The organism is Microbacterium sp. AG790, from assembly GCF_003634765.1.
Classification (GTDB): Bacteria; Actinomycetota; Actinomycetes; order Actinomycetales; family Microbacteriaceae; genus Microbacterium.
Genome location: NZ_RBWZ01000006.1, coordinates 1,054,548 through 1,076,970, shown reverse-complemented (window position 1 = coordinate 1,076,970; position 22,423 = coordinate 1,054,548). Strand labels below are relative to the sequence as shown.

Genomic DNA, 22,423 nt, shown 5'->3' with positions numbered 1-22,423 from the left:
GCGACAACAGCTACGAGAGAATACCCATCCTAGACCAGAAGTCCTCTTCTCTCTACCGAGAGGTTCGGGACGGGATTTCGTTCTCCACTTGAGGGGGCGAGACCTTCCGGCCCTTCGCTCTTCCCTGTGGGGCGAACAAGTAATAACTTACGCGCCACGACACCATCCAGCAAATCACACCCGCGTCCCGGGCGTGTCGCCTCGCCCGCGGCACGTCCACCCTGCCTGGACTGGCGAGATACTGGGCTGATGCGCACCCCCGTAGGCCCAGGCCCACGTTGTCCTCTCTGTGGGGACCGCCTGGGCTTCGAGATCCTGGATGACGAGCGCTTCCTCGTCGCATGGTCCTGCCTGTCGTGCGGCGCGATCCGCACGACAGAGCCCGCGTAGCAAGAGCGCTCGTGCACGCGGCGGGCTCACCTCGGGCGCCGGTCCTGCAGAGTCCTTGTGCTCACTGCAGAGTCCGGCGCCATCGGGCGATGCACGTTCCTCCGATCGCGGCGGCGCCTTGACGTGTCAGGATCGAGGCGTGGTGGGCGCCGAATTCAGATCACGAACACAACCCGCTCAAGCGTCGTGGACGTGCGGCGGTCGCGGCTACCGGCGCTGGGAGAAGTCCACGACTCTCGGATCCGGGACGGAGCTGTGGGAGTGGGTGACAACTGAAGTCATGCGGTGGGGGGTCAAGACGCGTAGTGGGTTCTCCGTCTCCCCCGCGTCAGCGGTCACCGTCGGCATCCGCCCTCTCATCACTGCTCGTGCGTTCGGCGTGTCGATCCGAGAGCCCGTCGAAGTCGTCGAAGTGGTGCAGACGTCTGATCGCGTCGGCTTCGCCTATCGAACCCTGGCCGGCCACCCCGTCTCCGGGGAAGAGGCCTTCATCGTTCACAGAGACCACGAACACGTCGTGCTGACGATCCGCTCGCTGGCCCGCGCGGCGGACCACTCTCGCTGGCGGTTCGCTTTCCCCGTTCTCCTTCTCGCCCAGAAGGTCGCACGCCGCAGGTACATGCGAGCGCTCCGCGGCACAGTCGCCGGTGAGCGCGAGGCGTCATCATCGCGCTCCTAGGGTGTAGACATGACGACCACGCCGCATCCGGACCGGCCGGCGGCATCACGCGCCACCACTCGTCGCCTGCGGCGCAGTGCGTGGGTCGCGGGTCTCGTGCTCGCTGCGGCGACCATGGTGATGGCGGCCGCACTGATCGTCGATACTGCATCTGATGGCGACACCGTTCTGCTCGTCGGAGGCTTCGGGTCGGAACAGCTCGTCTCTGCGGCCGCATTCTTCGCGTTCGCGGCCCTCGCCGTCGGCCTGTGCGTGATTCGTGTTCCCGCCATATGGCGGCTCGTGCTTGTTCCGGCACGGGTCGTGGCCATCCTGTGCACGCTGCTGGCGTCGGCCGCCGCCGCGCTCTCCGGTCCGCTGACCGTGAGTCCCCTCGTGAGCGACTCCTGCGACACGGGGTATGTCGTCGCGGAGCGCTCGTTCCTTCTCCACGGCAGCGGATCCGTCTACCGCACCGACGGGATCCTCGCCACCAGAGTGGCTCGCACGGTCGGCGACGACGGATACCAGCCGATCGCGGACGGCAACTACATCGCGACCACCGAGGACGGCATCGTCCGCGTCTGGTACAACAACAATGGCTCCGTCGCGCCCGCGCCGCCGTCCGGCGCCGGCACTCCCGCCTTCGCCCTCCCGGAACGGCGCGATCGCACACCTCTGTGCGGCATCGACGTGGCGCCGCCCGCCGGTGCGCGACCGACGACACCCCCCTCGCCACTCGCCCTCCCCGGAACCCGGGCCGACGTTGTGGAGATGCTGCGCAGATCGCTGGCCGCTTCTGTGGGGCCTGTCCGCGCGGCAGATGGCACCGCGATCATCCCCGAAGCCGTCCCTCTGCGCACGTCCACATGCGGAACCGACGGCTCAGCGTCATCGCTCTCCCTCGAGTTTCAGACCAGCGACAACGCCGCCACTCTGACGCAGCTCCTCCGGGTGTGGGATGCCGCGGGCTACCTACGACAGGGCACTGCACGAGGACATCCGTTACAGCCTCGACCTTCCGATCCAAACGATGAGCATTCGTGACTCGACGAGCATCGACGGACTCCTGCGGATCAGAATCGTCGGACGGTGCAGCGCCCTCTGAAGGGCCGACCGGCAGGCCCGGCTCCGTGCAGCGTTTCGGGCTCTTCGTCAGACGTTGAAGCGGAACTCCACCCAATTACGTAGTAGATAGACCTTATGATCGGGCAAGCACCGCTGATCAGTCACTCAGCAAGGGGAAGGCGACGCTGGAGCGCCTGCCCGCGCTCTTTGACTGGCGTCCTGGCCAGTCGCTCTGGAGCTTCCTTCAGCCTCTCCTGGAGGCGTCGGGGCTTCGCCTGTTCTGCGACGAGGCGCGCAAGTGGCGCTTGGTCAACCCCGAGACGCACGACGTTCCCGGCTACGTCACCGTTCAGGAGAAGTACACCGCAACGCGCGGCGTCGACAAGATCACCCGCAACGATGACACCTGGGCGGACGCTGTTGTGGCCGTCTACGAGTGGGACGACGCAGACGGCAACGCTCAGATCGCCTACGACTTCGCAGGTAGCCCGACCGGCAAGTGCGTGACCGTCCGCTACGACCGCGAGTATCCCGGCTCTGGTGCCGCCGCGTACGCCCTCGCTCGCCTTCAGGGGCAGGGGCGCACCCAGGAGGTCACCGCGCTTAGCCAGTACACGGCCACCCCCGGTCAGGACGTGACCATCTCACTGCCCGAAACGTTGCCGCAGACGGGAAAGGTCCGGGAGGTTGTCTTCGACCTGCGCACGGGGCTCATGGATCTCGGCACGCGCGGGCTTACCGATGCATACCCCGGCTCGTGGGCTCTGTGGAACCCCACGCAGGTCTGGAGCGCCGTCAACTCGACACTGAAGTGGAAGGACGCCTGATATGGCTCTCGGAGACGACACGCTGGCCGCGGGCTGGACGAAGGTCAACCCGAACACCGACCTCGTCAAGGACGGTGCAGACGCGATCACTGCCACGCGCGACATGGCCGCAAGCGTCAAGCTGGAGACGCGCCCGGTCGCCAAGGGCGGAACCGGCGCGACGACCGCGACGCAGGCACTCAAGAACCTCGGCATCTACGTCCAGTCCACCGACCCCGGCCAACGGGCGCGTCTGGATCAAGATTCCGGCTTGACGCATGCCCACCTTCCTCGCAGGGTTCTCGGAATCCGGGAACTATCGCGCTCGCCTCGAAACGAATGAGACGGGCGGCTGGGCGCTGTACGGCGATAAGCTCGCCGGTTCCGGTTTCTGGACGTCCGACGCTCAGGGGTGGGCCGTATCCATCAACGGTCAGAACTGGTCAGGTGCCTACACCTACGACTACCGCGGAACCTCCTCGATCCTGATCGCGTCGGGTTCATACAGTCGCCCCGCGCTCACCTCGACGTTCGGCGCGTCGGCATCGGTGAGCATGGACTCCGGGATCGGGAACGCATCACCCAGCGGCTCGTTCACGGCGTACGGGACCGCAACCGCGCCGGACGCTCCTACGGGCGTCAGCATCGACCAGATCGCCCCTTCGAGCCTGCGCTACATCTTCTCCGGCAACGGGAACGGCGGAGCCGCAATCGACCAGTGGCAGGCACAGGTGGCGTCCGATTCTGCGTTCACTGCCAACCTCCAGACGGTGACGAGTTCCGGCACCACCACGTTCACCTCTCTCACCCCGGCCACCACCTACTAATGCCGCTCGCGCGGGCACAACGCAGTCGGGTGGGGAGGTTGGTCGAACACCCTGAGCGCCATGACCTCGTCCGGCGCCTACGCGTCGGTCAACGGGATCTGGATGGCTGTTCCCGTCTACGTGAGCAACGGCACGGCCTGGCTGGGATCGCGCGTACAGGTCAGCGACGGCACCACCTGGAAGGACGCACTGTGAATGCTCAAGAGGGCCCTGCCGTGATCACGCTCAGGGAGGTCTACGACCTTGTGCTGGAGGTTCGCGGCGATGTCGCCACACTCAAGACCACCGAACTCAAGGCCGACGTGGATGACCACGAGTCACGCATCCGCAGTCTGGAGAAGTGGGTCTGGCGTGCGGTGGTGCCGCCGCTGGCGCGGCCGGTGGGGCGCTCCTGAACAAACTATTCGGCCGCATGGGCTAGCCGCTAGCATCGGCGGCATGAGACCGACTGTCACATTTCGCCCAGGCGAGCACACCACCGTGTGGCTTCCCTACCGCGCACACGGTGCGAACTACCGGCTTCTCCAGCAAATCCGCGGCCCGCGTACCCAGACTCCCGCGTACAACGCTCGGACGAGGGAGTTTTCCGTGCCGAGGGATAACGGCGGCCATCTAATCGACGGCCTAGTGGAGGAGTTCGGCACCGTCATCGTGATCATCCACGGCACAAGAAAGATCACGTGCGTGGACGCCTGCTGGAATGGCGATCCCGACCGCGCATGGGACTGTGTCTGCGGGTGCGCGGGCACGAACCACGGAACGCGGATGCCACTGGGACGAGAAGTTCGCCCGGGCCTAGCGGTTGAACACGAACACACGCGGGCCGAATACCGCGTTGACACGGACGGCTGGACCCTTTTGACGCAGTAGGCGCGGCAACGACCTAGAAGTCAAGGCCCAGTCAATCATCCTGGTCGACGACAGCAACCGACATAGCGACGATCCTCAATGCCTCTTCCTTCGACACCTGAAGCGCCTGAGCGAGGACGTTGACAACAAGTTCAGCAGAGCGTCCAAGGTACCCAATCACCTGTGCAGGCTCCAAGTCCTCCGTGAGGGCCATGAATCCCTCCCGATCACCGAGAACCATTGACGACAGAATGGCCATGCCGGTCGCGGCGTACTCGTTCCTTGATGTCATGCACCAAAGACTACGACCGCGTCGCGAAACCCGGCCCAGCGCACCCTAGACTGCGCGCGTGCCCATCATCTCCGCCAAAGACCTCGAAGGACTGCCAGACTCTGTCCGCCTAGTCGCGCGCATCGGACTCATCGCAAACGAAGGCGCACAAATCGAGCATGCGTTGGCGGAGGTCGTGGCCACCTTGTCGCGGACCCGAAGCAAGGACGGGCACAAGGCAGTGGCCCGGCGCTCCTTCGCCGACAAGGTCGCACTACTCGACCTCCTCTGGCCCGCGCGGTGGCCCTCACCCAAGACGCTCCTCGATGCGCTCAGGCAGGTCGCGGACTATCGCAACCAGCACGCGCACTCTTACGGCGTCATCGACTGGGAGTACTACCAGAAGCAGGAGAACCTGCCGCCGTTGCAAGAGTTGGACGACTACGTGTGGGTGCTCCGCAATAACCGCAACAGTAGGAACACGCGGCCGGACGATCAGGCACTCGTTCAAGCCCTCGAACTCAACTCAGCAGTGAGCGAGTGTCTCTTCCACCTCGTCATCGGATCAGCGGCTGAGGTCGAGGCGACCCAGCACGCGGACTATCGAGACTTCGTTGTGGCGGGATTGGAACTCCTCGACAAGTACGCCAAGTAGTGGTCTAACTGTGACGGAACTCCACGACGTCGCCGTCTTGCGCCTCAATGGCGATCGGCGTCGAAGGCGGGCCCGGCCATGCAAGAGGTCGTCCGGTCTACAACTTCCAGACGCTGTCGAGGGCCTCTGCAGCCAAGGCCGACGCCCTCTGTGCAAGTTGGTCATCGGAGGGCACTAGTACGCCATCGCCCGACCACGACTCCAGGTCAGCATCGAAGTAGGCGCTGCCCTTCTTCAACGACTTGATCTTCGTCTGCAAGTCAGCGTTGCCCAACTCACTGTTCAAAGCCTCCGTGAGGAGAGTGAGGTTACCGATCGAGTAAGTCGGATCCTTTGGGTCGTCCGCTGCTAGAGATTGTGGCTTGATGTGTTCGATCGACCACGACGAAAGGCTTTGGCCGGGAGGCAACAAGCGCTTCCACTTCGCAAACGACATGAGGACGTACGAGATGAAGATCTTTCTCCCTCGTATTTTTTGAGCTTGGGTCAACTGTAGGTTAGGCGCGTAGAACAGCTGCTCGAATGCCTTCATCGCCGTTTCCCGCGCGGGCAGACTCGCACGCAACTTGTCTGCGAAGTCCCTAATGGCGTCGGCGACTTCGGTCTTCGTGGAAGCCTTCTCGAGACGAACCGCGAAGCGGTTGTAGCGACCCCGCGTACCGCCGGTTGATCCACCGTTGGTCAGGGACGTGAACTGGAAATGGAAACTTTCGACCAGCCGCATCACCTCGACGAGCTGGGCCTCACTAACAATTTTCGTCTCCTGATACTTACGCGCGATCGCTATGGCAGTCGAGTTGGCTACGGAGACATTGAAGATGGCCAGCGCTCGGATGCTGTCCACATACTGCGAAACTGCCATTGCATTGCGAACGCCCGACACCTTCGCTTGAACACGTACGTCCTCGTCTTCGAGGTATTGATAGACGAGTGAGTCCGTCTCGAGTTCCTCTAGATACTCGATGTGTTTCACTGGCTCCGAGCCGACAAGCTTTCCAATCTCCTTGAAGAGTTCGGGGGCTTTAACAGCGTCCCGCCTTGAATTCCAGGACTGCCAGATGAAGCGATCGACCACATCCGAGTCAAGCCGCCCGTTCTGGACTCGATCCACTATCCGGTCCCAGCGCATCGCAATCGCATCTCGGTCCGGGACTGAAGTCGCCGCACCCCGGATCAGCAGATTCTTGGCGAGATCCGCGAGACTCAAATCGGCCCCGCGAGTATTCAGGGTCTCGAAAATCAGGAATCCGTCTTCCTCCGACGCCAGTTCTACCTGGATGACGCGGGCCTTAAGCACGTTAGCGCGGATGGCCTTCAATCGTTCCAGCTGCGCGTCATGGCCGCCGCTGGACAACTCTGCGAGCACACGCGTTTCGAAGAAGAATCGCGCCGCACCGATCCGTTCAGCGCTGCCATTCCACTTGGAGCCGGACGGAATAGCGTTCGGGTTCTGAATTTGCTCGTAGAACATGGGTTCCGAGCGGGCAAGGACCGCATATGCCTTACCGTCATCGTCCGTGGTGATCAGGTACTTCTGAGTGGCGTCAGCCTGGCTCTTGGCCGCCTGGGCAACGTCGGGTCTCACCTCACTCGCGTCTTCCGCGATTTTCGTGAAGGCATCGCGGATCACTGACAGGAAGATCGCGCTCGTCGTCAGTCTTTGCTGACCATCGATGATCGAGTAGGTGTCGTTGAACAGGTCTCTGACGGCGCTCACCCACGTGACCGTGGACCCGAAGAAGAAATCGCCGTGCGCTAGAACGACATCGTTCCAGAAATCCTCGAGCTGCTCAGAGTCCCAACTGTATGGCCGCTGAAAATTAGGCACTTCGTACAAGCACTGCTGGAAGCACGTCTGAATGGTCCGTGTCTGACTCTTGATCGGGATGAGATCTGGAGTTGCCGTTGCCTCAGCGATCGCTCAGTCCTCCTGGTCGAAGCTCGTTCGTCCCGAAATTGTATCGCGCCGATCCGGCGTCACCGATTGAGGGTGATGGCTTCCGATTCTCACAGCGCCGGGGCGCGTTGGTCCCAACGCACCCACTACGACGAGATGCGGGGCCGAGCGTTCGTGAGATACCTAACTGTGACGGAACTCCACGACGTCGCCGTCCTGCATGACGTAGTCCTTGCCCTCCAGGCGCGCCTTGCCCTTCGCGCGCGCTTCGGCGACAGACCCGAGCGCGACGAGGTCGTCGAACGAGATCACCTCGGCCTTGATGAAGCCCTTCTCGAAATCGGTGTGGATCACCCCGGCGGCCTGCGGCGCCTTCCACCCCTTGCCGATCGTCCACGCCCGCGCTTCCTTCGGACCCGCCGTCAAATACGTCTGCAGCCCCAGCGTGTCGAAACCGATGCGCGCCAGCTGGTCGAGGCCCGACTCGTCCTGCCCGGTGGAGGCAAGCAGCTCCGCCGCCTCCTCGGGGTCGAGATCGATCAGCTCCGACTCGATCTTCGCGTCGAGGAACACCGCCTTCGCCGGCGCGACGAGCGCGGCCAGCTCGGCCTTGCGGGCGGCATCCGTCAACACCGCCTCATCGACGTTGAAGACGAAGATGAACGGCTTCGCGGTGAGCAGGCCCAGCTCCTTGATAGGAGCGAGGTCGATCCCGGATGCCGAGAGCAGCACGCCGCGCTGCAGTGCGTCACGCGCCGCGACCGCGGCTTCGAGAACGGCCGGGTCGAGCTTCTTGCCGCGCACTTCCTTCTCGTAGCGGACGATCGCCTTCTCGAGCGTCTCGAGGTCGGCGAGCTGGAGCTCGGCGTTGATGGTCTCCATGTCGGATGCCGGGTCGACCTTGCCGTCCACGTGCACCACGTCGGAGTCCGCGAAGCCGCGCACCACCTGTGCGATGGCGTCGGCTTCACGAATGTTCGCCAGGAACTTGTTTCCCAAGCCCTCGCCCTCGCTCGCGCCGCGGACGATGCCCGCGATGTCGACGAACGAGACGGCGGCCGGAAGGGTGCGCTCGCTGCCGAAGACCTCAGCGAGCTTGTCCAGCCGCGGATCGGGAAGGTTCACGACTCCGACGTTCGGCTCGATCGTCGCGAACGGATAGTTCGCAGCGAGCACCTGGTTCTTCGTCAGTGCGTTGAACAGAGTCGACTTGCCGACATTGGGAAGACCCACGATTCCGATGGTAAGAGCCACGGGGGTCAAGTCTACGGGGGTGAGCGCACCCTCCTCTCCCGCGCCGCCCTGGTTCGTCACCACATCCGACCTCCGAGTAAAGTAAGGGTTACCTATCTTCAAAAGAGAGTGCCGTTATGCCTGTGTCTGTCCCTCGCCGCCTCGCGGCGGCATCCGTTCTCGTCATCGCCGCGCTGGGTCTGTCCGCCTGCGCGGGTTCCACCGCGCCCGGCGCATCCTCCTCCACGGATTCGTCCAGCCTCAGCGGCACGTCGATCACCGTCTACAACGCGCAGCACGAAGAACTCACCCAAGCGTGGGCGGACGCCTTCACGAAGAAGACCGGCATCGAGGTGGTGCTGCGTAACGGCAGCGACTCCGAGCTCGGAAACCAGATCGTTCAGGAGGGCTCCGCCTCACCGGCCGACGTCTTCCTCACCGAGAACTCCCCCGCCATGTCCCTCGTCGAGAACGCGGGTCTGCTCGCCCCGGTCGACGCCGCGACGCTGGCAAACGTCCCCACGCAGTACCGCCCCGCGAGTGGCGATTGGACAGGGATCGCAGCACGGTCGACGGTGATGGTCTACAACCCGTCACTCATCTCCTCAGACCAGCTGCCGACATCGATCATGGACTTGCAGAAGCCGGAGTGGAAGGGACGGTGGGCGGCGTCGCCCACCGGAGCGGACTTCCAGGCGATCGTCTCCGCCATCCTGCAGGAGAAGGGCGAGGACGCGACGGCCGCGTGGCTCACCGCCATGAAAGAGAACGCCTCTGCGTACAAGGGAAACAGCACCGTCATGAAGGCCGTCAACGCCGGCGAGATCCCGCTCGGCGTGATCTACCACTATTACTGGTTCATCGATCAGGCCAAGACGAAGGAGAACAGCGCCAACACGAAACTGGCCTACTTCGGCCCCCAGGACCCGGGGGCGTTCGTCAGCGTGTCGGGCGGAGGAGTGCTCGCCTCGAGCAAGAACGCCGCCGCCGCGCAGCAGTTCCTCGCCTTCATCACCGGCCCGGACGGACAGCAGGTTCTCCGCGACGGCACGAGCTTCGAATATGCGATCGGCAGCGACGTCGCCTCCAACCCGGCCCTGCCGCCGCTGAGCTCTCTGCAGCCGCCGGCGATCGACCCCTCGACGCTGAACAGCAAGAAGGTCACCGACCTCATGACGGCCGCGGGGCTGATCTGAGCCTCGCCACCGCCGACCGCCCTGCGGTCAGCCCACCCGTGCAGCGGCACCGCGTGCTCACCACGCCGGTGCCGCTGCTGGCGCTCGCCGTCGTCGCGGCGGCGCTGCTGCTCGTTCCCGTCGGCTTCGTCGTGTGGGTCGCCATCTCGGAGGGCTGGTCGCAGCTGAGCGCCCAGGTGTTCCGCCCCCGGGTCGGCGAGCTGCTCGCCAACACCCTCGGTCTGCTCGTTCTCGCCGTGCCGCTGTGCGTCGCGGTGGGCGTCGGCGCGGCCTGGGCCGTGGAACGCACGGCCCTGCCCGGCCGGAAGATCTGGGCGATCGCGCTCGCCTCCCCGTTGGCGATGCCCGCCTTCGTCAGCGGATACGGCTGGATCTCCGCCGTGCCCTCTCTTCAGGGACTCGGCGGTGGAGTGCTGATCGCGGTCGGCGCCTACTATCCGCTCGTCTATCTCCCGGCACTGGCCACGCTCCGACGCCTCGATCCGGCGCTCGAGGAGTCGGCCCGCTCGCTCGGGCTCAGTCCCCTCGCAACCTTCTGGCGGGTCGTCCTCCCCCAACTGCGCGTGGCGATCCTCGGCGGCGGACTCGTCGTCGCACTCCACCTGCTCGCCGAGTACGGCGCCTTCGCGCTGCTGCGCTTCGACACCTTCACCACGGCGATCGTCAGCCAGTTCCAGTCCAGCTTCGCCGGCCCCGCAGCCAACGCGCTCGGCGTCGTCCTCGCGGCCCTCTGCCTCGTGCTGCTCGTCGGTGAAGCGAACGCTCGCGGTCGGCTGCGGTACGCGCGGATCGGACGCGGCGCCGCGCGGCCCGCCGTCCCCTACCGGCTGGGTCGGGCGGCGATCCCCGTCACGGCGGCGCTCAGCGGCTTCCTGATCCTCGCCGTCGGCATTCCCGGCGCGAGCCTGCTGCGGTGGGCGCTGCGCCCCGAGGGGTGGCAGAGCATCCATCTGCTGCCGGCACTCACCCAGACCCTTCTGCTGTCGGGCGGCGGAGCGCTCGCCGCGACCGTCGTCGCCCTCCCCTGCGCCTGGTTGAGCGTGCGGCACCCCAGCCGCCTCGCCCGCGGCATCGAGGGCGCGATGTACCTGGCCAGCAGCCTGCCGACGATCATCGTCGCGCTCGCGCTGGTCACGGTGACCCTTCGCGTCGTTCCCGGGCTGTACCAGACCCCCGCAACCGTCATCGCGGCCTACGTCATCGTGTTCCTCCCCCGTGCACTGGTGAGCCTCCGCAGCGGCTTGGCGCAGGTGCCCCCGCGCCTCGAGGAAGCAGCGCAGACCCTCGGCCGGACGCGGTTCGCGGCGACGGTCGAGGTGACGGCGCCGCTGATGGCATCGTCGTTCGGTGCGGCGTTGGCACTCGTGGGCCTCGGCTGCGCGAACGAGCTGACGGCGACCCTCCTGCTGGCACCCAGCGGAACGCGCACCCTCGCCACCCAGTTCTGGTCGGAGACCTCGAACGCCGACTTCGTCGCCGGTGCCCCATATGCGATCATGCTCATCGTGCTGTCGGTCCCGAGCGTCGCCCTCCTTCTCGCCGATGCCCGACGGCGGAGCGATCGATGACCTCGTTGACGGTCACGGATGCCGGTGTCCGCCTCGGTGGCGATCTCGTACTCGCCGGCGTGCACCTGTCCGTCCCCGACGGGGAGAGACTCGCGATCGTGGGCCCGTCGGGAAGCGGCAAGTCCACACTGCTGCGCGCGATCGCCGGGTTCGAGCGCATCGCGGCCGGCGAGATCCGTCTGGGCGACGAGGTCGCCGCCACGGCGACACGCCACCTGGCCCCGCATCGGCGACGGATCGGCTACGTCGCACAGGACGGCGCTCTCTTCCCTCACCTCACCGCACGACGCAACATCGCCTTCGGGCTCCGGGGCTCAGCGAGCGGCGAGCGCGCCGGTGCGGTCGCGGCCGCCGCCGCGCTCGCCGGTATCGAGCCCGAACTCCTCGAGCGCTATCCCCACGAGATCTCCGGCGGTCAGCAGCAGCGCGTCTCTCTCGCTCGCGCTCTCGCCCCGCACCCGCGCGTGCTTCTGCTCGACGAGCCCTTCAGCGCGCTCGACACCGAACTGCGGGCGCAGGTGCGCACACAGGTCGTCGATGCGCTGACGCGGGCGCAGGTCACGAGCGTCCTCGTGACCCACGACCCCGAAGAGGCACTCGCCTTCGGGCGCTCCGTCGCCGTCCTCGACGACGGGCGGCTGCAGCAGGCCGGTGTGTGCGCGGACGTGTTCTCGCGTCCTGTCTCGGCATCCGTGGCGCGTCTGCTCGGCGACACGATCCTGCTTGCGGGCGCGAAGACCGCGACCGGTGGGTTCCGCTGCCCGCTCGGCACGCTCACCGTGGATGCCGACTTCTCCGACGGCTCATCGATGGTCGTCGCCATGGTGCGCCCGACTCAACTCAGACTGACGACGGATGCCGGCGCGGCGCCTGCCCGTGTGATCGCCATCGCGGTCGTGGGCGCGACAGCCACCGCCACGATCGCCTGTGCCGACGGCACCACGGTCGGCGTGCCGTTGTGCGCCGTCGGGTCGCCGCTGCCCGCCGTCGGCGACGACGTCCGGATCACCGTCGACGGCGGCACCGTCGTCTACGCGGCCTGACACCTCGGCGCGGCGTCCGCTCGCTCATCGGCGGATGCTGCGGAACGCCTCGGTGCGATACGGCAGGTCGACGATCTCGACCCCGTCCTCGGTCCGGTGACACGACGCGGCGAAGAGCTCCTCGACCTCGGCGAGGATGCGGTCCCGCTCCGAGGGCGTGGCGGTGATGACGTAACTGCGCGAGCGCACCATGGCCGCGAGCTCTGACCGCGTCAGTCGTCGCGACCATCGCCAGCTCTCATGCTCGAGCGCGCCGAAGGGTGCGGCGACGGCCGGCCCCGCGCCGGACAGAAGCTCTTCAGCGTGACTGCCCTTCATGATGGCGCCGAGGCGGGCCACCCACGGCGTGCTCACGTCGCGGATGTTCCAGACCAGACCGAGGACGCCGCCGGGCTTCAGGACGCGTCCCACCTCGGCGGATGCCGCGACCACATCGACCCAGTGCCACGCCTGACCCAAGACGACGGCGTCGACGCTCTCATCGGGAAGCTTCATGCGTTCCGCGGAGCCGATCAGCGTCTCCACGGCCGGAAGGGCCTCTCTCAGGGCGGCGAGCATCGCGGCATCCGGTTCCACAGCGATCACGTCGGCACCCGCATCGAGCAGCGCGGCGGTGAGCTTTCCGGTACCCGCCCCGACATCCGCAACGCGCGGATGTTCACCGGCCGGAGCCAGCAACCACTCCACGGCCGCCGCCGGGTACGACGGCCGGCCCGCCTGGTACTCCCCCGCCGCCGAGCCGAAGCTGACAGCCATCTCGTCGCGTGTCGCCATGGGCCGACCCTACGCCTGCAACCTGTTGCAACCTCGACGTTCCTACCGTCGAGACATCGGGCGGAACGGCTCCGCCGAGAGGAAGTGATGTCAATGACGACTCTGACCGACACCCCTGCTGCCGCCGCGACCGAGGCGATCGCCACGACCATGCGCGCCGCGGTGGTCACCGCGCCCGGCGAGCCGCTGATCGTCTCCGACGTGCCGGTCCCGCGCCCCGGTCCCGGGCAGGCGCTCGTGCGCGTGATCACCAGCGGCGTCTGCCACACCGACCTTCACGCGGCGCGCGGCGATTGGCCGGTCGCCCCGAAGGCCGATCTCATCCCCGGACACGAAGGCTACGGCGAGGTCGTCGCGCTCGGTCCCGGCGTGACGACGCTCACCGTCGGCCAGAAGGTCGGCAATGCCTGGCTGTGGTCGGCGTGCGGAACGTGCGAGTACTGCCGCACCGGATGGGAGACGCTGTGCCCCGCGCAGCACAACGGCGGATACTCGGTGGACGGGAGCTTCGGCGAGTTCATGCTCGTCGATGAGAAGTACGCCGCGCGGATCCCCGACGGCGCCGACCCGGTCGAGGTCGCCCCGATCCTCTGCGCCGGGGTCACGGTGTACAAGGGGTTGAAGATGACCGGCGTGCGACCGGGCGAGTGGGTGACCATCTCGGGCATCGGCGGGCTCGGCCACATCGCGGTGCAGTACGCACGGGCGATGGGCATGCGCGTGGCCGCCGTGGATGTCGACGACGCCAAGCTGGAACTCGCTCGCCGCCACGGCGCGGAGGTCACGGTCAACGCCGCGCAGGCCGATCCCGGCGCCGCCATCTCGGAGCACACGGGAGGAACGCACGGCGTCCTCGTCACCGCGGTGCATCCCAGAGCCTTCGACCAGGCGCTCAGCGTCGTGCGGCGGGGAGCCACGATCGTCTTCAACGGTTTGCCGCCCGGGACCTTCGACGCCGACATCTTCGACATCGTGCTGCGCGCGATCACGATCCGCGGTTCGATCGTCGGTACCCGGCAGGACATGATCGAGGCGCTCGACTTCTATGCGCGCGGTCAGATCCACCCGACCGTGCACGTGGAGAACCTCGAGGACGTCAACGACATCTTCGAGCGGATGGAGAAGGGCCAGATCGACGGTCGCATCGTCATGCGGTACTGATCCGGCCGCAACGGCCGAGCGGGGAGCGAGCGCAGCAGGTTCGCTCCCCGCTCGGCACGTCGGGGCCACGTGCTCCCCGCGGCGCGCCTGCCGCCGCCGCGGGGCATCGACGCGCACAGTAGAGCTGTGGCCTTGGACTTCACCGCGATCGACTTCGAGACGGCGAACTCTTCGAGCGCCTCGGCGTGCGCCGTCGGTCTCACGCGTGTCCGCGATGGTCGTGTCGTCGCGACGGCGGGCTGGCTCATCAAGCCCCCGCCCGGCCACGACCGGTTCTTCGAGCTGAACATCGGCATCCACGGCATCCATCCCGAGGATGTCGTCGATGCGTCGGCGTGGGTCGACCAGCTCACCGCCCTCGACGCCTTCATCGGTGACGATGTCGTCGTGGCGCACAACGCCGGTTTCGACATGAGCGTCTTGCGACGCGCCTGCGAAGCGACGGATGCCGCGTGTCCGTCGTACCGCTACCTGTGCAGCCTGCAGATCGCCCGCAAGACCTACGACCTCGCCTCGTATCGGCTGCCGTCGGTGGCCGCTGCTGCGGGCTTCCTCGACTTCGCCCACCATGACGCCGCGTCCGACGCGCTCGCCTGCGCGCACATCATGATCGACGCGGCGGCCCGTGCCGGTGTGCACGACGTCGTCGAACTCGCCATGCTGCTCGGTGTGCGCGTCCCCCGCCTCGCCGGCAGCGGTCGCCTCACGCCCGTCGCCGGCCCGGTCGGCTGAGCGCCCCCACGCGGACTCACCGCGCGGCGCCCGTCGATGTCGGAGGGGTGCGCCACTGTGGAGTTATGGACGCCTTCATCGTCATCGTCATCGTCATCGTCGTCGGAGTGCTCTGCCTGATCGCCGGCGCCGCCGGAGGTTGGATCACCGCCGGGGCGCGCGCCGCAGAGCGCACCGCGCGCGAGAGCGCAGATCTGACGGCACGGCTGGCTGCCGCGGAGACCTCCGCTCGCGCGCTGAGCGCGCAGCTGGAGCATGAGCGCACGCTCACCCGAGATCTCGGCGCTCAGGCCCGTGCTGATCTCAGCGCGCAGCAGGAACGTGAACGCCGCGACCAACTGGTCCTTCGCGCGCTGGCGCCGGTGCAGGAGTCCCTGCAGGCGATGCAGCAGAAGGTGACCGACCTCGAACGCGATCGCCAGAGTCAGTACGGCTCCCTCGCCGAGCAGCTGCGCGCGGCCCGCGCCAGCGATGAGGCGCTCCGGGCGACCACCGAGTCCCTCGCGGGGGCCCTGCGTTCCAACGCCACACGCGGCGTCTGGGGCGAGACGCAGTTGCGGCGCGTGGTCGAATCAGCGGGGCTGACCCGCTACGTCGACTTCGATCTGCAGGCGTCGGTGACTTCCCACGCCGGTGACGGCAGACCCGACATGATCGTTCGCCTGCCGGGCGGCATGTCGCTGGCGGTCGACGCCAAGGTGCCTCTCGATGCCTACATCGAAGCCTCGGCGATTGCGGTCACCGCGACCGGCGAGGAGGCCACCCGTCGTGCGGGTCTGCTCCAACGTCATGTGCGGGCCGTCCGCGCCCATGTCGACGCCCTCGCCAAGAAGTCGTACTGGTCGGGACTGGACTCGAGCCCCGAGTTCGTCGTGTGCTTCCTGCCGAACGAGGCGTTGCTCGCGACCGCACTCGAGGAGGATCCGACGCTGCTCGATCACGCGTTCCGCCAGCGTGTGGCGCTCGCCTCTCCCGTGAACCTGTGGGCCGTCCTGAAGACGGTGGCCTACACCTGGACCCAGCAGGAGGTCTCCACGGAGGCCCGCCGCCTCTTCGAGCTGGGAACCGAGCTGTATCAGCGGCTGGGAGGACTCGCCGGGCACGCCGAGGATCTCCGCCGCGCCATCGAGCGAACGGTCGACACCTATAACCGCTTCACCGGATCACTCGAGTCGCGCGTGCTCGTCACGGCACGCAAGTTCCCCGGGATCGACGAGACGAAGCTGGATGCCGCGGCTGCTCCCGCGCCGATCGAGAAGACACCGCGAAAGCTCGTCGCCCCGGAACTGATGGTGGACTCGGCCGACGCCGACGCCGACGCCGACGCCAATGCCGACGCAGCCTCAACGGGTATCGCAGCCGATCTCGGGTCGCTCAGGGACCGGCTGTGAGCGGAGGCGCGCTCAGGCGGAAAACAGCGCGCTCAGGCGGGAAACAGGTTGAGCAGCCCGACGACAGACAGGGAGACCGCGACGAACGCGCCGATCATCCACCACGCACTGACCTGGTGACCCTCCGGCATCCGGCGACGCAACAGCACGTCGGGTCGGCGTGCGGGGTCCACGGGAACGCTCACCTGACCCGTTCTGGGACTGCTGGATGCTGCGGACATGTGACCCCCGGACTGCGTGGAAACGTCTGTGTCGCCGGTGACACCGCTGCCCATTGTGCCAGAGGTCCGGCTGTCGCGTCCCCCATACCGGGCGCGCCGCGCCGATGATATGGTCCGCGCTCAGAGCCACTTCGACGTGAGATGCTCCGAAGAGATGCGCCGCAGCGTGCCCGAAGCCCCCCGCAGAACGACGCTCTCCGTATAGACGAAGTCGCCGTCGCGGCGAACACCGGCGACCAGTTCACCGTTCGTGACGCCCGTGGCCACGAAGATCGTGTTGCGGCCGGTGACCAGTTCGTCGGCCTCGTAGACGTACCCGTCGAGCTTCAGACCCGCGTCGATTCCGCGCTGCTTCTCGTCGTCGTCGCGCGGCCACAGACGTCCCTGGATGTGCCCGCCGAGCGCCTTGATCGCGCAGGTGGTCGCGACGCCTTCGGGGCTGCCTCCGATGCCGATGCACATGTCGGTACGGGCGTTGTGCCGTGCCGCATTGATTCCACCGGCGACATCACCGTCGCTCATCAGCCGCGTTCCGGCGCCGGCTTCGCGGATCTCCTCGATGAGTCGGGCGTGGCGCGGCCGGTTGAGCACCGAGACCACGAGCTCGTCGACCGGCTTGCCGAGCGCTTTTGCCAGCAGGCGGATGTTCTCTCCGACGGGAAGGCGAATGTCCACGACGCCCACTCCGGCGGGACCCGTGACGATCTTGTCCATGTAGAACACGCTGGACGCGTCCAGCATGGAGCCGCGGTCGGAGACGGCGAGGACGGAGAGCGCGTTGTTGCGGCCTTCGGCGGTCAGCGACGTTCCGTCGATGGGGTCGACGGCGACGTCGCACTGGGGGCCACGCCCCGTTCCCACGTGTTCACCGTTGAAGAGCATGGGGGCGTTGTCTTTCTCGCCCTCCCCGATGACGATGACGCCGTCGAAGTTCACCGTGGTCAGGAATGCCCGCATGGCATCGACGGCCGCCCCGTCGGCCTTCTCTTTCTGTCCGCGGCCGATGAACGGCACGGAGCGGATGGCCGCCGCCTCTGTTGCGCGCACCAACTCCATCGCCAGGTTTCGGTCGGGGTGCAAAGGGCTCATGTCCGCGGTCAGGCTCACCATGACGCCAGCCTAGGCGGCCGCGCGTCGCGGACGCGGTGTTTTCAGCCAATGCCTGAGGAAGGATGTGCACTTCTTACCGCTGCGGTAAGCCCGACCAGACGCTTTTGCCCGGCGGTGGCCTCACCGACGTCGCCGGTGCTTCGATAGGCTGAGCCAGGAATCCCCGCAGAACTGAGGAGCAGAAATGCCAGTCGCCACCCCTGAGCAGTACGCCGAGATGCTGGACCGTGCAAAGGCCGGTGGGTACGCGTTCCCCGCGATCAACGCCGCCAGCTCGCAGTCGATCAACGCGATCCTGCAGGGTCTGACCGAAGCCGGATCCGACGGCATCATCCAGGTCACCACGGGCGGGGCCGACTACTTCGCCGGCCACACCGTGAAGGGCCGCGCCACCGGCGCGCTGGCGTTCGCGAAGTTCGCGACCGAGGTCGCCAAGAACTATCCGATCACGGTGGCCCTGCACACCGACCACTGCCCCAAGCCCGCCCTCGAGGACTTCGTCCTCCCGCTGATCGCGGCATCCGAGGAAGAGGTCCGCGCCGGTCGCAACCCCATCTTCCAGTCGCACATGTGGGACGGCTCCGCCGTTGCGCTCGACGAGAACATCGCCATCGCGAAGGAGCTGCTGCCTCGCATGAAGAACATCAACGCGATCCTCGAGGTCGAGATCGGCGTCGTCGGCGGCGAGGAAGACGGCGTCAAGCACGAGGGCTCCAACGAGGCGCTCTACACGACCACCGCCGACGTGTCCCGATTCGTCGACGCACTCGGCCTCGGCGAGAACGGCCGCTACATCGCCGCCCTGACGTTCGGCAACGTCCACGGCGTGTACAAGCCCGGCAACGTGAAGCTGCGCCCCGAGCTGCTCGGCGAGATCCAGGCGGGCATCGCGGAGCGCTTCGGCACCGACGCGAAGCCCCTCGACCTCGTCTTCCACGGCGGCAGCGGCTCGACGGCGGAGGAGATCGCAACCGCCGTGTCCAACGGCGTGGTGAAGATGAACATCGACACCGACACGCAGTACGCGTTCACGCGTTCGGTTGCCGGCTTCATGTTCAGCAACTACGACGGCGTGCTGAAGGTCGACGGCGAGGTGGGCAACAAGAAGGCCTACGACCCGCGCGCCTGGGGCAAGGTGGCCGAGACGGCGATGGCCGCGCGCGTCATCGAGGCGACGCAGCAGCTCGGTTCGGCTGGTCACTCGATCAGCCTCTGATCCGCATCGAGGACGCCCCCGGGAGCTCGCGCTTCCGGGGGCGTTTCTCGTGCCGTGAGCGCGCGACGTCCCGACCCGCCCGCGACGCTCCCGGCTCACGCCTCGCGGCATCCGCAGAAATGAGTGACGCATTCGGCGTCCTCACCCCCGCGGATGCCGCTGATTGCGCCCCTGAGCCGCGCGAGCGCGCGAAGCTCTGACGCGGCGTGCGCGGCATCGTGACCTCGACGCGGAGGCTCTCGCCGCACCGCCCCGGCGGAAGCCGCGCACTCGGCTCGCCCTCCCGGAACTCGGCATGCTCCTGCGCGTACGCGTAGAGCGCCTCGTCCAGGGCACGGCGCAGCCGCCGCACGACGCCGACCGCGAGAACCAGCCCGCTGTCGCTCAGCGTGCGAAGTGGGCGACGATCGCGGGGTCTCCGAGCAGCGGCACCGTCAGGCACACCGTGGCGAGGATGAAGGTCACGATCGCACCGACGAGAGGAATCCACCACGACAGCCGCCGCGCGCGCAGCGAGACCCACGACAGCAACGCGGTGAGCATCCACCCGCCGATGAAGACGAAGGCGCCGATACGACCCCACAGCTCGCCCTGCGCCGTGTTGGTGAAGGTCGCGTCGATGCCGGCGACCTGCATCCAGGTCTGTGCGAACCCGGAGAAGTCCCACAGCTGGGGCACCGCGCTGACGACGGTCACCAAGCCGTACACGAGAAGGGCGAACGTGATGATGCGGTCCGCGGCGCGCGTCGGGCGCGCGGCAGCCGTCGTGGCGGGCGCGGTGGGCGGGTGCGCGCGGCTCGGCACCGTGTGCGGCAGCGCCGGATGCGGCGAGACGGAAGCCGGCTCGGGCTGCTGGATGCGCGCCCGCTGCTCCTCCGGGCTCGCATACTCGCCGTACTGCGGACGCGGGCGCGGCGTCTCGGCGTGCGTCGACGATCCGGTCGGGTCGGTCATCCGCGCGACCGCCCGCCCAGTGCACGGTCGTCCCGACGTCCACTCGCATCCTGGCGGAGCTCTTTGGGGAGGGAGAACATCAGATCCTCCTCCGCCGTCCGCACCTGCTCGACGTCGGCATAGCCGGCGCCCGCGAGGTCGGCCAGCACCTCTTGCACGAGCACCTCGGGCACCGAGGCGCCGCTGGTGACGCCCACCGTCTCGACGCCGTCGAGCCAGTCCTGCTGGATCTCGTGGGCGTAGTCGACGCGGTAGGCCGCCTTCGCCCCGTACTCCAGCGCCACCTCGACGAGTCGGACCGAGTTGGAGGAGTTCGCCGAACCGACGACGATGACGAGGTCGGCATCCTTGGCGACCTTCTTGATGGCGACCTGGCGGTTCTGCGTGGCGTAGCAGATGTCGTCCGACGGCGGATCCTGCAGTTCGGGGAATCGCTCGCGCAGGCGGCGGACCGTCTCCATGGTCTCGTCGACCGACAGCGTCGTCTGCGACAGCCAGACGACCTTCGCCGGATCCTTGACGACGACGCGGTCGGCTTCCTCGGGCGAGTTGACGACGGTGACGTGGTCGGGGGCCTCTCCTGCCGTTCCCTCGACCTCTTCATGGCCGTCGTGGCCGATGAGCAGGATCTCGAAGTCGTCGCGGGCGAAGCGCACCGCCTCGCGGTGCACCTTCGTCACGAGGGGACAGGTGGCGTCGATGGCCTGAAGGCCCCGATCGGATGCCGCGTTCACGACAGCGGGCGAGACGCCGTGCGCGCTGAAGACGACGTGGGCGCCTTCTGGCACCTCGTCGACCTCCTCGACGAAGACGGCCCCCTTCGCCTCGAGCTCGGTGACGACGTGGATGTTGTGCACGATCTGCTTGCGCACGTAGACGGGCGCGCCGTAGCGCTCCAGCGCCTTCTCGACCGCGATCACTGCGCGGTCGACGCCGGCGCAGTACCCTCGCGGCGAGGCGAGGAGGACCCGCTTGTGTCCGGGGACCGGGTTATCCTGAAGCCGTCCGCGCGGGCCTGGAATATGGGGCGTCGGAAGACGGATGGCTGTGCTGCTCACCCCTTGATTCTAGGGAGAGCGGGCTGAGTGAGGGCCGCATGCGCGCGGCGGAAAGGCATCGATGGCATCGTTCGCGTCCGCTCCTGGGCACGTCCCTCCCCCCGATGCGGTCGCACCGCGAGAGTCGCGCGCGGACGCACCGACGTCGGTCTCGCGTCTGAACGAGACCATCCGCGGGTTCGTCTCGACGTGGGGATCCGTCTGGGTCGAGGGTGAGATCACTGCATGGAACCTTCGCGGCGGGCACGTCTTCGGGCGTTTGAAGGACGCGAACGGCGACGCGATGCTCTCGTTCCGTCTGTGGTCATCCACGCTGCAGCGCCTGCCCGACGACCTCAAGGTCGGCGACCTCGTGGTGGCGTGCGTGAAGAGCGACTTCTTCGTGAAGACCGGGGACTTCACCTTCACCGTCTCCGCGATGCGCCACACGGGCCTCGGCGATCAGCTCGAGCGGCTCGAGAAGCTCCGCGGGCAGCTCCGGGCGGAGGGGCTGTTCGACCCCGCCCGCAAGAAGCGCCTCCCCTTCCTCCCGCAGCTCGTCGGCCTCATCACCGGTGAGCGCAGCGACGCCGAGAAGGATGTTCACCGCAACGCCGAACTGCGCTGGCCGGGCGTCCGCTTCCGCACGATCCATGCCGCCGTCCAGGGCGAGCGCTGCGTTCCCGAAACGATCGCGGCGCTCACGGCGCTCGACGCCGACCCGGAGGTCGACGTGATCATCATCGCCCGCGGCGGCGGCGATCCGCAGACCCTGCTCGGCTTCAGCGATGAACGTCTCGTCCATGCGGTGGCGGCGGCATCCACTCCGGTCGTCTCCGCGATCGGCCACGAGAACGACCATCCCCTGCTCGACGACGTCGCGGACGTGCGGGCGTCGACACCGACGGATGCCGCTAAGCGGGTCGTTCCCGACGTCGCGGAGCAGCGCGCGCTCGTCGATCAGCTGCGCTCGCGCGCGCGCACCCGTCTGACGCAGCGGGTCGGGCACGATATCGCCCAGCTCGAACAGCTGCGCTCGCGTCCCGTGCTGCGCGCGCCCGAGTCGCTGCTCACACCGCGTGCGCACGAGCTCTGGACACTGGTCTCACGCGGCCGCGACCTCGTGAACCGGCGGATGGATGCCGCTGAACGCACCACCGCACAGCTGCGCGCGTCCCTGCGCGCCCTCTCCCCCGGTGCGACGCTCGAACGTGGCTACGCCATCGCGCATCTGGAGGCCGGCGTCATCGTCCGCGACGCTCGTCAGGTACCGGCCGGCATCGCGGTGACGGTCACCGTCGCCGACGGCTCGTTCACCGCCCGATCGGAGGGCCCACTCGCAGAAGACGTCGGCGGGGCGCCCTAG

At 67.3% G+C, this 22,423-nt stretch carries 24 protein-coding genes; 16 read left to right on the top strand and 8 right to left on the bottom strand.

Annotation, left to right across the window (positions count from 1 at the left end):
- The first annotated feature begins 529 nt into the window (after positions 1 to 529).
- From DEU37_RS05620 to DEU37_RS05595, 7 genes are all read left to right on the top strand, one after another.
- Entirely contained in the window at positions 530 to 1,069 is a 540-nt protein-coding gene (locus DEU37_RS05620) for a DUF1990 family protein (RefSeq protein ID WP_183043580.1), read from the top strand.
- Positions 1,070 to 1,078: 9 nt separating this feature from the next.
- On the top strand, positions 1,079 to 2,095 hold the full coding sequence (locus tag DEU37_RS05615; protein WP_259457150.1) for a hypothetical protein: 1,017 nt from the start codon (positions 1,079 to 1,081) through the stop codon (positions 2,093 to 2,095).
- Positions 2,096 to 2,421: 326 nt separating this feature from the next.
- The gene (locus DEU37_RS05610; protein ID WP_121189589.1) at positions 2,422 to 2,943 is read left to right on the top strand and encodes a hypothetical protein; all 522 of its coding nucleotides are present in this window, start codon (positions 2,422 to 2,424) and stop codon (positions 2,941 to 2,943) included.
- Position 2,944: 1 nt separating this feature from the next.
- A complete protein-coding gene (locus DEU37_RS05605) occupies positions 2,945 to 3,265 on the top strand; it encodes a hypothetical protein (RefSeq protein WP_121189588.1) in 321 nt (106 codons plus the stop codon).
- The gene (locus DEU37_RS14735) at positions 3,201 to 3,749 is read left to right on the top strand and encodes a hypothetical protein (RefSeq protein ID WP_147424855.1); all 549 of its coding nucleotides are present in this window, start codon (positions 3,201 to 3,203) and stop codon (positions 3,747 to 3,749) included. The genes DEU37_RS05605 and DEU37_RS14735 overlap by 65 nt, the downstream gene beginning before the upstream one ends.
- A gap of 60 nt (positions 3,750 to 3,809) precedes the next feature.
- The gene (locus DEU37_RS15040; protein ID WP_259457149.1) at positions 3,810 to 3,944 is read left to right on the top strand and encodes a hypothetical protein; all 135 of its coding nucleotides are present in this window, start codon (positions 3,810 to 3,812) and stop codon (positions 3,942 to 3,944) included.
- A gap of 20 nt (positions 3,945 to 3,964) precedes the next feature.
- Positions 3,965 to 4,144: a hypothetical protein gene (locus DEU37_RS05595; RefSeq protein ID WP_121189586.1), complete on the top strand. Its 180-nt coding sequence runs from the start codon at positions 3,965 to 3,967 to the stop codon at positions 4,142 to 4,144.
- Positions 4,145 to 4,650: 506 nt separating this feature from the next.
- Here DEU37_RS05595 and DEU37_RS05590 read toward each other — a convergent pair.
- A complete protein-coding gene (locus DEU37_RS05590) occupies positions 4,651 to 4,890 on the bottom strand; it encodes a hypothetical protein (RefSeq protein WP_147424854.1) in 240 nt (79 codons plus the stop codon).
- 58 nt (positions 4,891 to 4,948) lie between these two features.
- Between DEU37_RS05590 and DEU37_RS05585 the strand changes: the two genes are divergently transcribed.
- Positions 4,949 to 5,524, top strand: coding sequence for a hypothetical protein (locus DEU37_RS05585; RefSeq protein WP_147424853.1), 576 nt, complete (start codon positions 4,949 to 4,951; stop codon positions 5,522 to 5,524).
- Positions 5,525 to 5,621: 97 nt separating this feature from the next.
- On the opposite strand, the gene DEU37_RS05580 is transcribed toward DEU37_RS05585, so the two are convergent.
- Complete coding sequence (locus DEU37_RS05580) at positions 5,622 to 7,352, bottom strand: DUF262 domain-containing protein (RefSeq protein ID WP_220699819.1); 1,731 nt, start codon at positions 7,350 to 7,352, stop codon at positions 5,622 to 5,624.
- 252 nt (positions 7,353 to 7,604) lie between these two features.
- Entirely contained in the window at positions 7,605 to 8,675 is a 1,071-nt protein-coding gene (gene ychF / locus DEU37_RS05575) for a redox-regulated ATPase YchF (protein ID WP_121189659.1), read from the bottom strand.
- Between the two features lie 116 nt (positions 8,676 to 8,791).
- On the opposite strand from ychF, the gene DEU37_RS05570 reads away from it, so the two are divergent.
- From DEU37_RS05570 to DEU37_RS05560, 3 genes are read left to right on the top strand one after another with little or no spacing between them, the layout of a single operon-like run.
- On the top strand, positions 8,792 to 9,850 hold the full coding sequence (locus DEU37_RS05570) for an iron ABC transporter substrate-binding protein (RefSeq protein WP_121189582.1): 1,059 nt from the start codon (positions 8,792 to 8,794) through the stop codon (positions 9,848 to 9,850).
- A 53-nt stretch (positions 9,851 to 9,903) separates the two neighbouring features.
- On the top strand, positions 9,904 to 11,418 hold the full coding sequence (locus DEU37_RS05565) for an iron ABC transporter permease (RefSeq protein WP_183043579.1): 1,515 nt from the start codon (positions 9,904 to 9,906) through the stop codon (positions 11,416 to 11,418).
- Positions 11,415 to 12,461, top strand: a complete 1,047-nt coding sequence (locus DEU37_RS05560) for an ABC transporter ATP-binding protein (protein WP_121189580.1) — start codon at positions 11,415 to 11,417, stop codon at positions 12,459 to 12,461. The genes DEU37_RS05565 and DEU37_RS05560 overlap by 4 nt, the downstream gene beginning before the upstream one ends.
- A 24-nt stretch (positions 12,462 to 12,485) precedes the next feature.
- On the opposite strand, the gene DEU37_RS05555 is transcribed toward DEU37_RS05560, so the two are convergent.
- On the bottom strand, positions 12,486 to 13,235 hold the full coding sequence (locus DEU37_RS05555; protein ID WP_121189579.1) for a class I SAM-dependent methyltransferase: 750 nt from the start codon (positions 13,233 to 13,235) through the stop codon (positions 12,486 to 12,488).
- A 93-nt stretch (positions 13,236 to 13,328) separates the two neighbouring features.
- Between DEU37_RS05555 and adhP the strand changes: the two genes are divergently transcribed.
- The 3 genes from adhP (at position 13,329) to rmuC (ending at position 16,519) form a co-directional block, all read left to right on the top strand.
- Positions 13,329 to 14,396: an alcohol dehydrogenase AdhP gene (adhP, locus tag DEU37_RS05550; RefSeq protein WP_121189578.1), complete on the top strand. Its 1,068-nt coding sequence runs from the start codon at positions 13,329 to 13,331 to the stop codon at positions 14,394 to 14,396.
- Between the two features lie 126 nt (positions 14,397 to 14,522).
- Positions 14,523 to 15,128 carry an exonuclease domain-containing protein gene (locus DEU37_RS05545; RefSeq protein ID WP_121189577.1) on the top strand — a complete coding sequence of 202 codons (606 nt, stop codon included), beginning with the start codon at positions 14,523 to 14,525 and terminating at the stop codon, positions 15,126 to 15,128.
- Positions 15,129 to 15,193: 65 nt separating this feature from the next.
- Positions 15,194 to 16,519, top strand: a complete 1,326-nt coding sequence (gene rmuC, locus DEU37_RS05540; RefSeq protein ID WP_121189576.1) for a DNA recombination protein RmuC — start codon at positions 15,194 to 15,196, stop codon at positions 16,517 to 16,519.
- A gap of 32 nt (positions 16,520 to 16,551) precedes the next feature.
- On the opposite strand, the gene DEU37_RS15035 is transcribed toward rmuC, so the two are convergent.
- On the bottom strand, positions 16,552 to 16,704 hold the full coding sequence (locus DEU37_RS15035) for a hypothetical protein (RefSeq protein ID WP_259457147.1): 153 nt from the start codon (positions 16,702 to 16,704) through the stop codon (positions 16,552 to 16,554).
- Between the two features lie 156 nt (positions 16,705 to 16,860).
- Positions 16,861 to 17,850 carry a class II fructose-bisphosphatase gene (gene glpX, locus DEU37_RS05530; RefSeq protein ID WP_005052605.1) on the bottom strand — a complete coding sequence of 330 codons (990 nt, stop codon included), beginning with the start codon at positions 17,848 to 17,850 and terminating at the stop codon, positions 16,861 to 16,863.
- A gap of 184 nt (positions 17,851 to 18,034) precedes the next feature.
- Between glpX and fbaA the strand changes: the two genes are divergently transcribed.
- Positions 18,035 to 19,066 carry a class II fructose-bisphosphate aldolase gene (gene fbaA, locus DEU37_RS05525; protein WP_121189574.1) on the top strand — a complete coding sequence of 344 codons (1,032 nt, stop codon included), beginning with the start codon at positions 18,035 to 18,037 and terminating at the stop codon, positions 19,064 to 19,066.
- A gap of 384 nt (positions 19,067 to 19,450) precedes the next feature.
- Here the strand turns inward: fbaA and DEU37_RS05520 are convergent, their stop codons facing one another.
- A complete protein-coding gene (locus DEU37_RS05520; RefSeq protein ID WP_121189573.1) occupies positions 19,451 to 20,020 on the bottom strand; it encodes a DUF6264 family protein in 570 nt (189 codons plus the stop codon).
- Complete coding sequence (locus DEU37_RS05515) at positions 20,017 to 21,042, bottom strand: 4-hydroxy-3-methylbut-2-enyl diphosphate reductase (protein ID WP_051498718.1); 1,026 nt, start codon at positions 21,040 to 21,042, stop codon at positions 20,017 to 20,019. The genes DEU37_RS05520 and DEU37_RS05515 overlap by 4 nt, the downstream gene beginning before the upstream one ends.
- Positions 21,043 to 21,139: 97 nt before the next feature.
- Here DEU37_RS05515 and xseA point away from each other — a divergent pair, with 97 nt between their 5' ends.
- On the top strand, positions 21,140 to 22,423 hold the full coding sequence (xseA, locus tag DEU37_RS05510; RefSeq protein WP_121189572.1) for an exodeoxyribonuclease VII large subunit: 1,284 nt from the start codon (positions 21,140 to 21,142) through the stop codon (positions 22,421 to 22,423).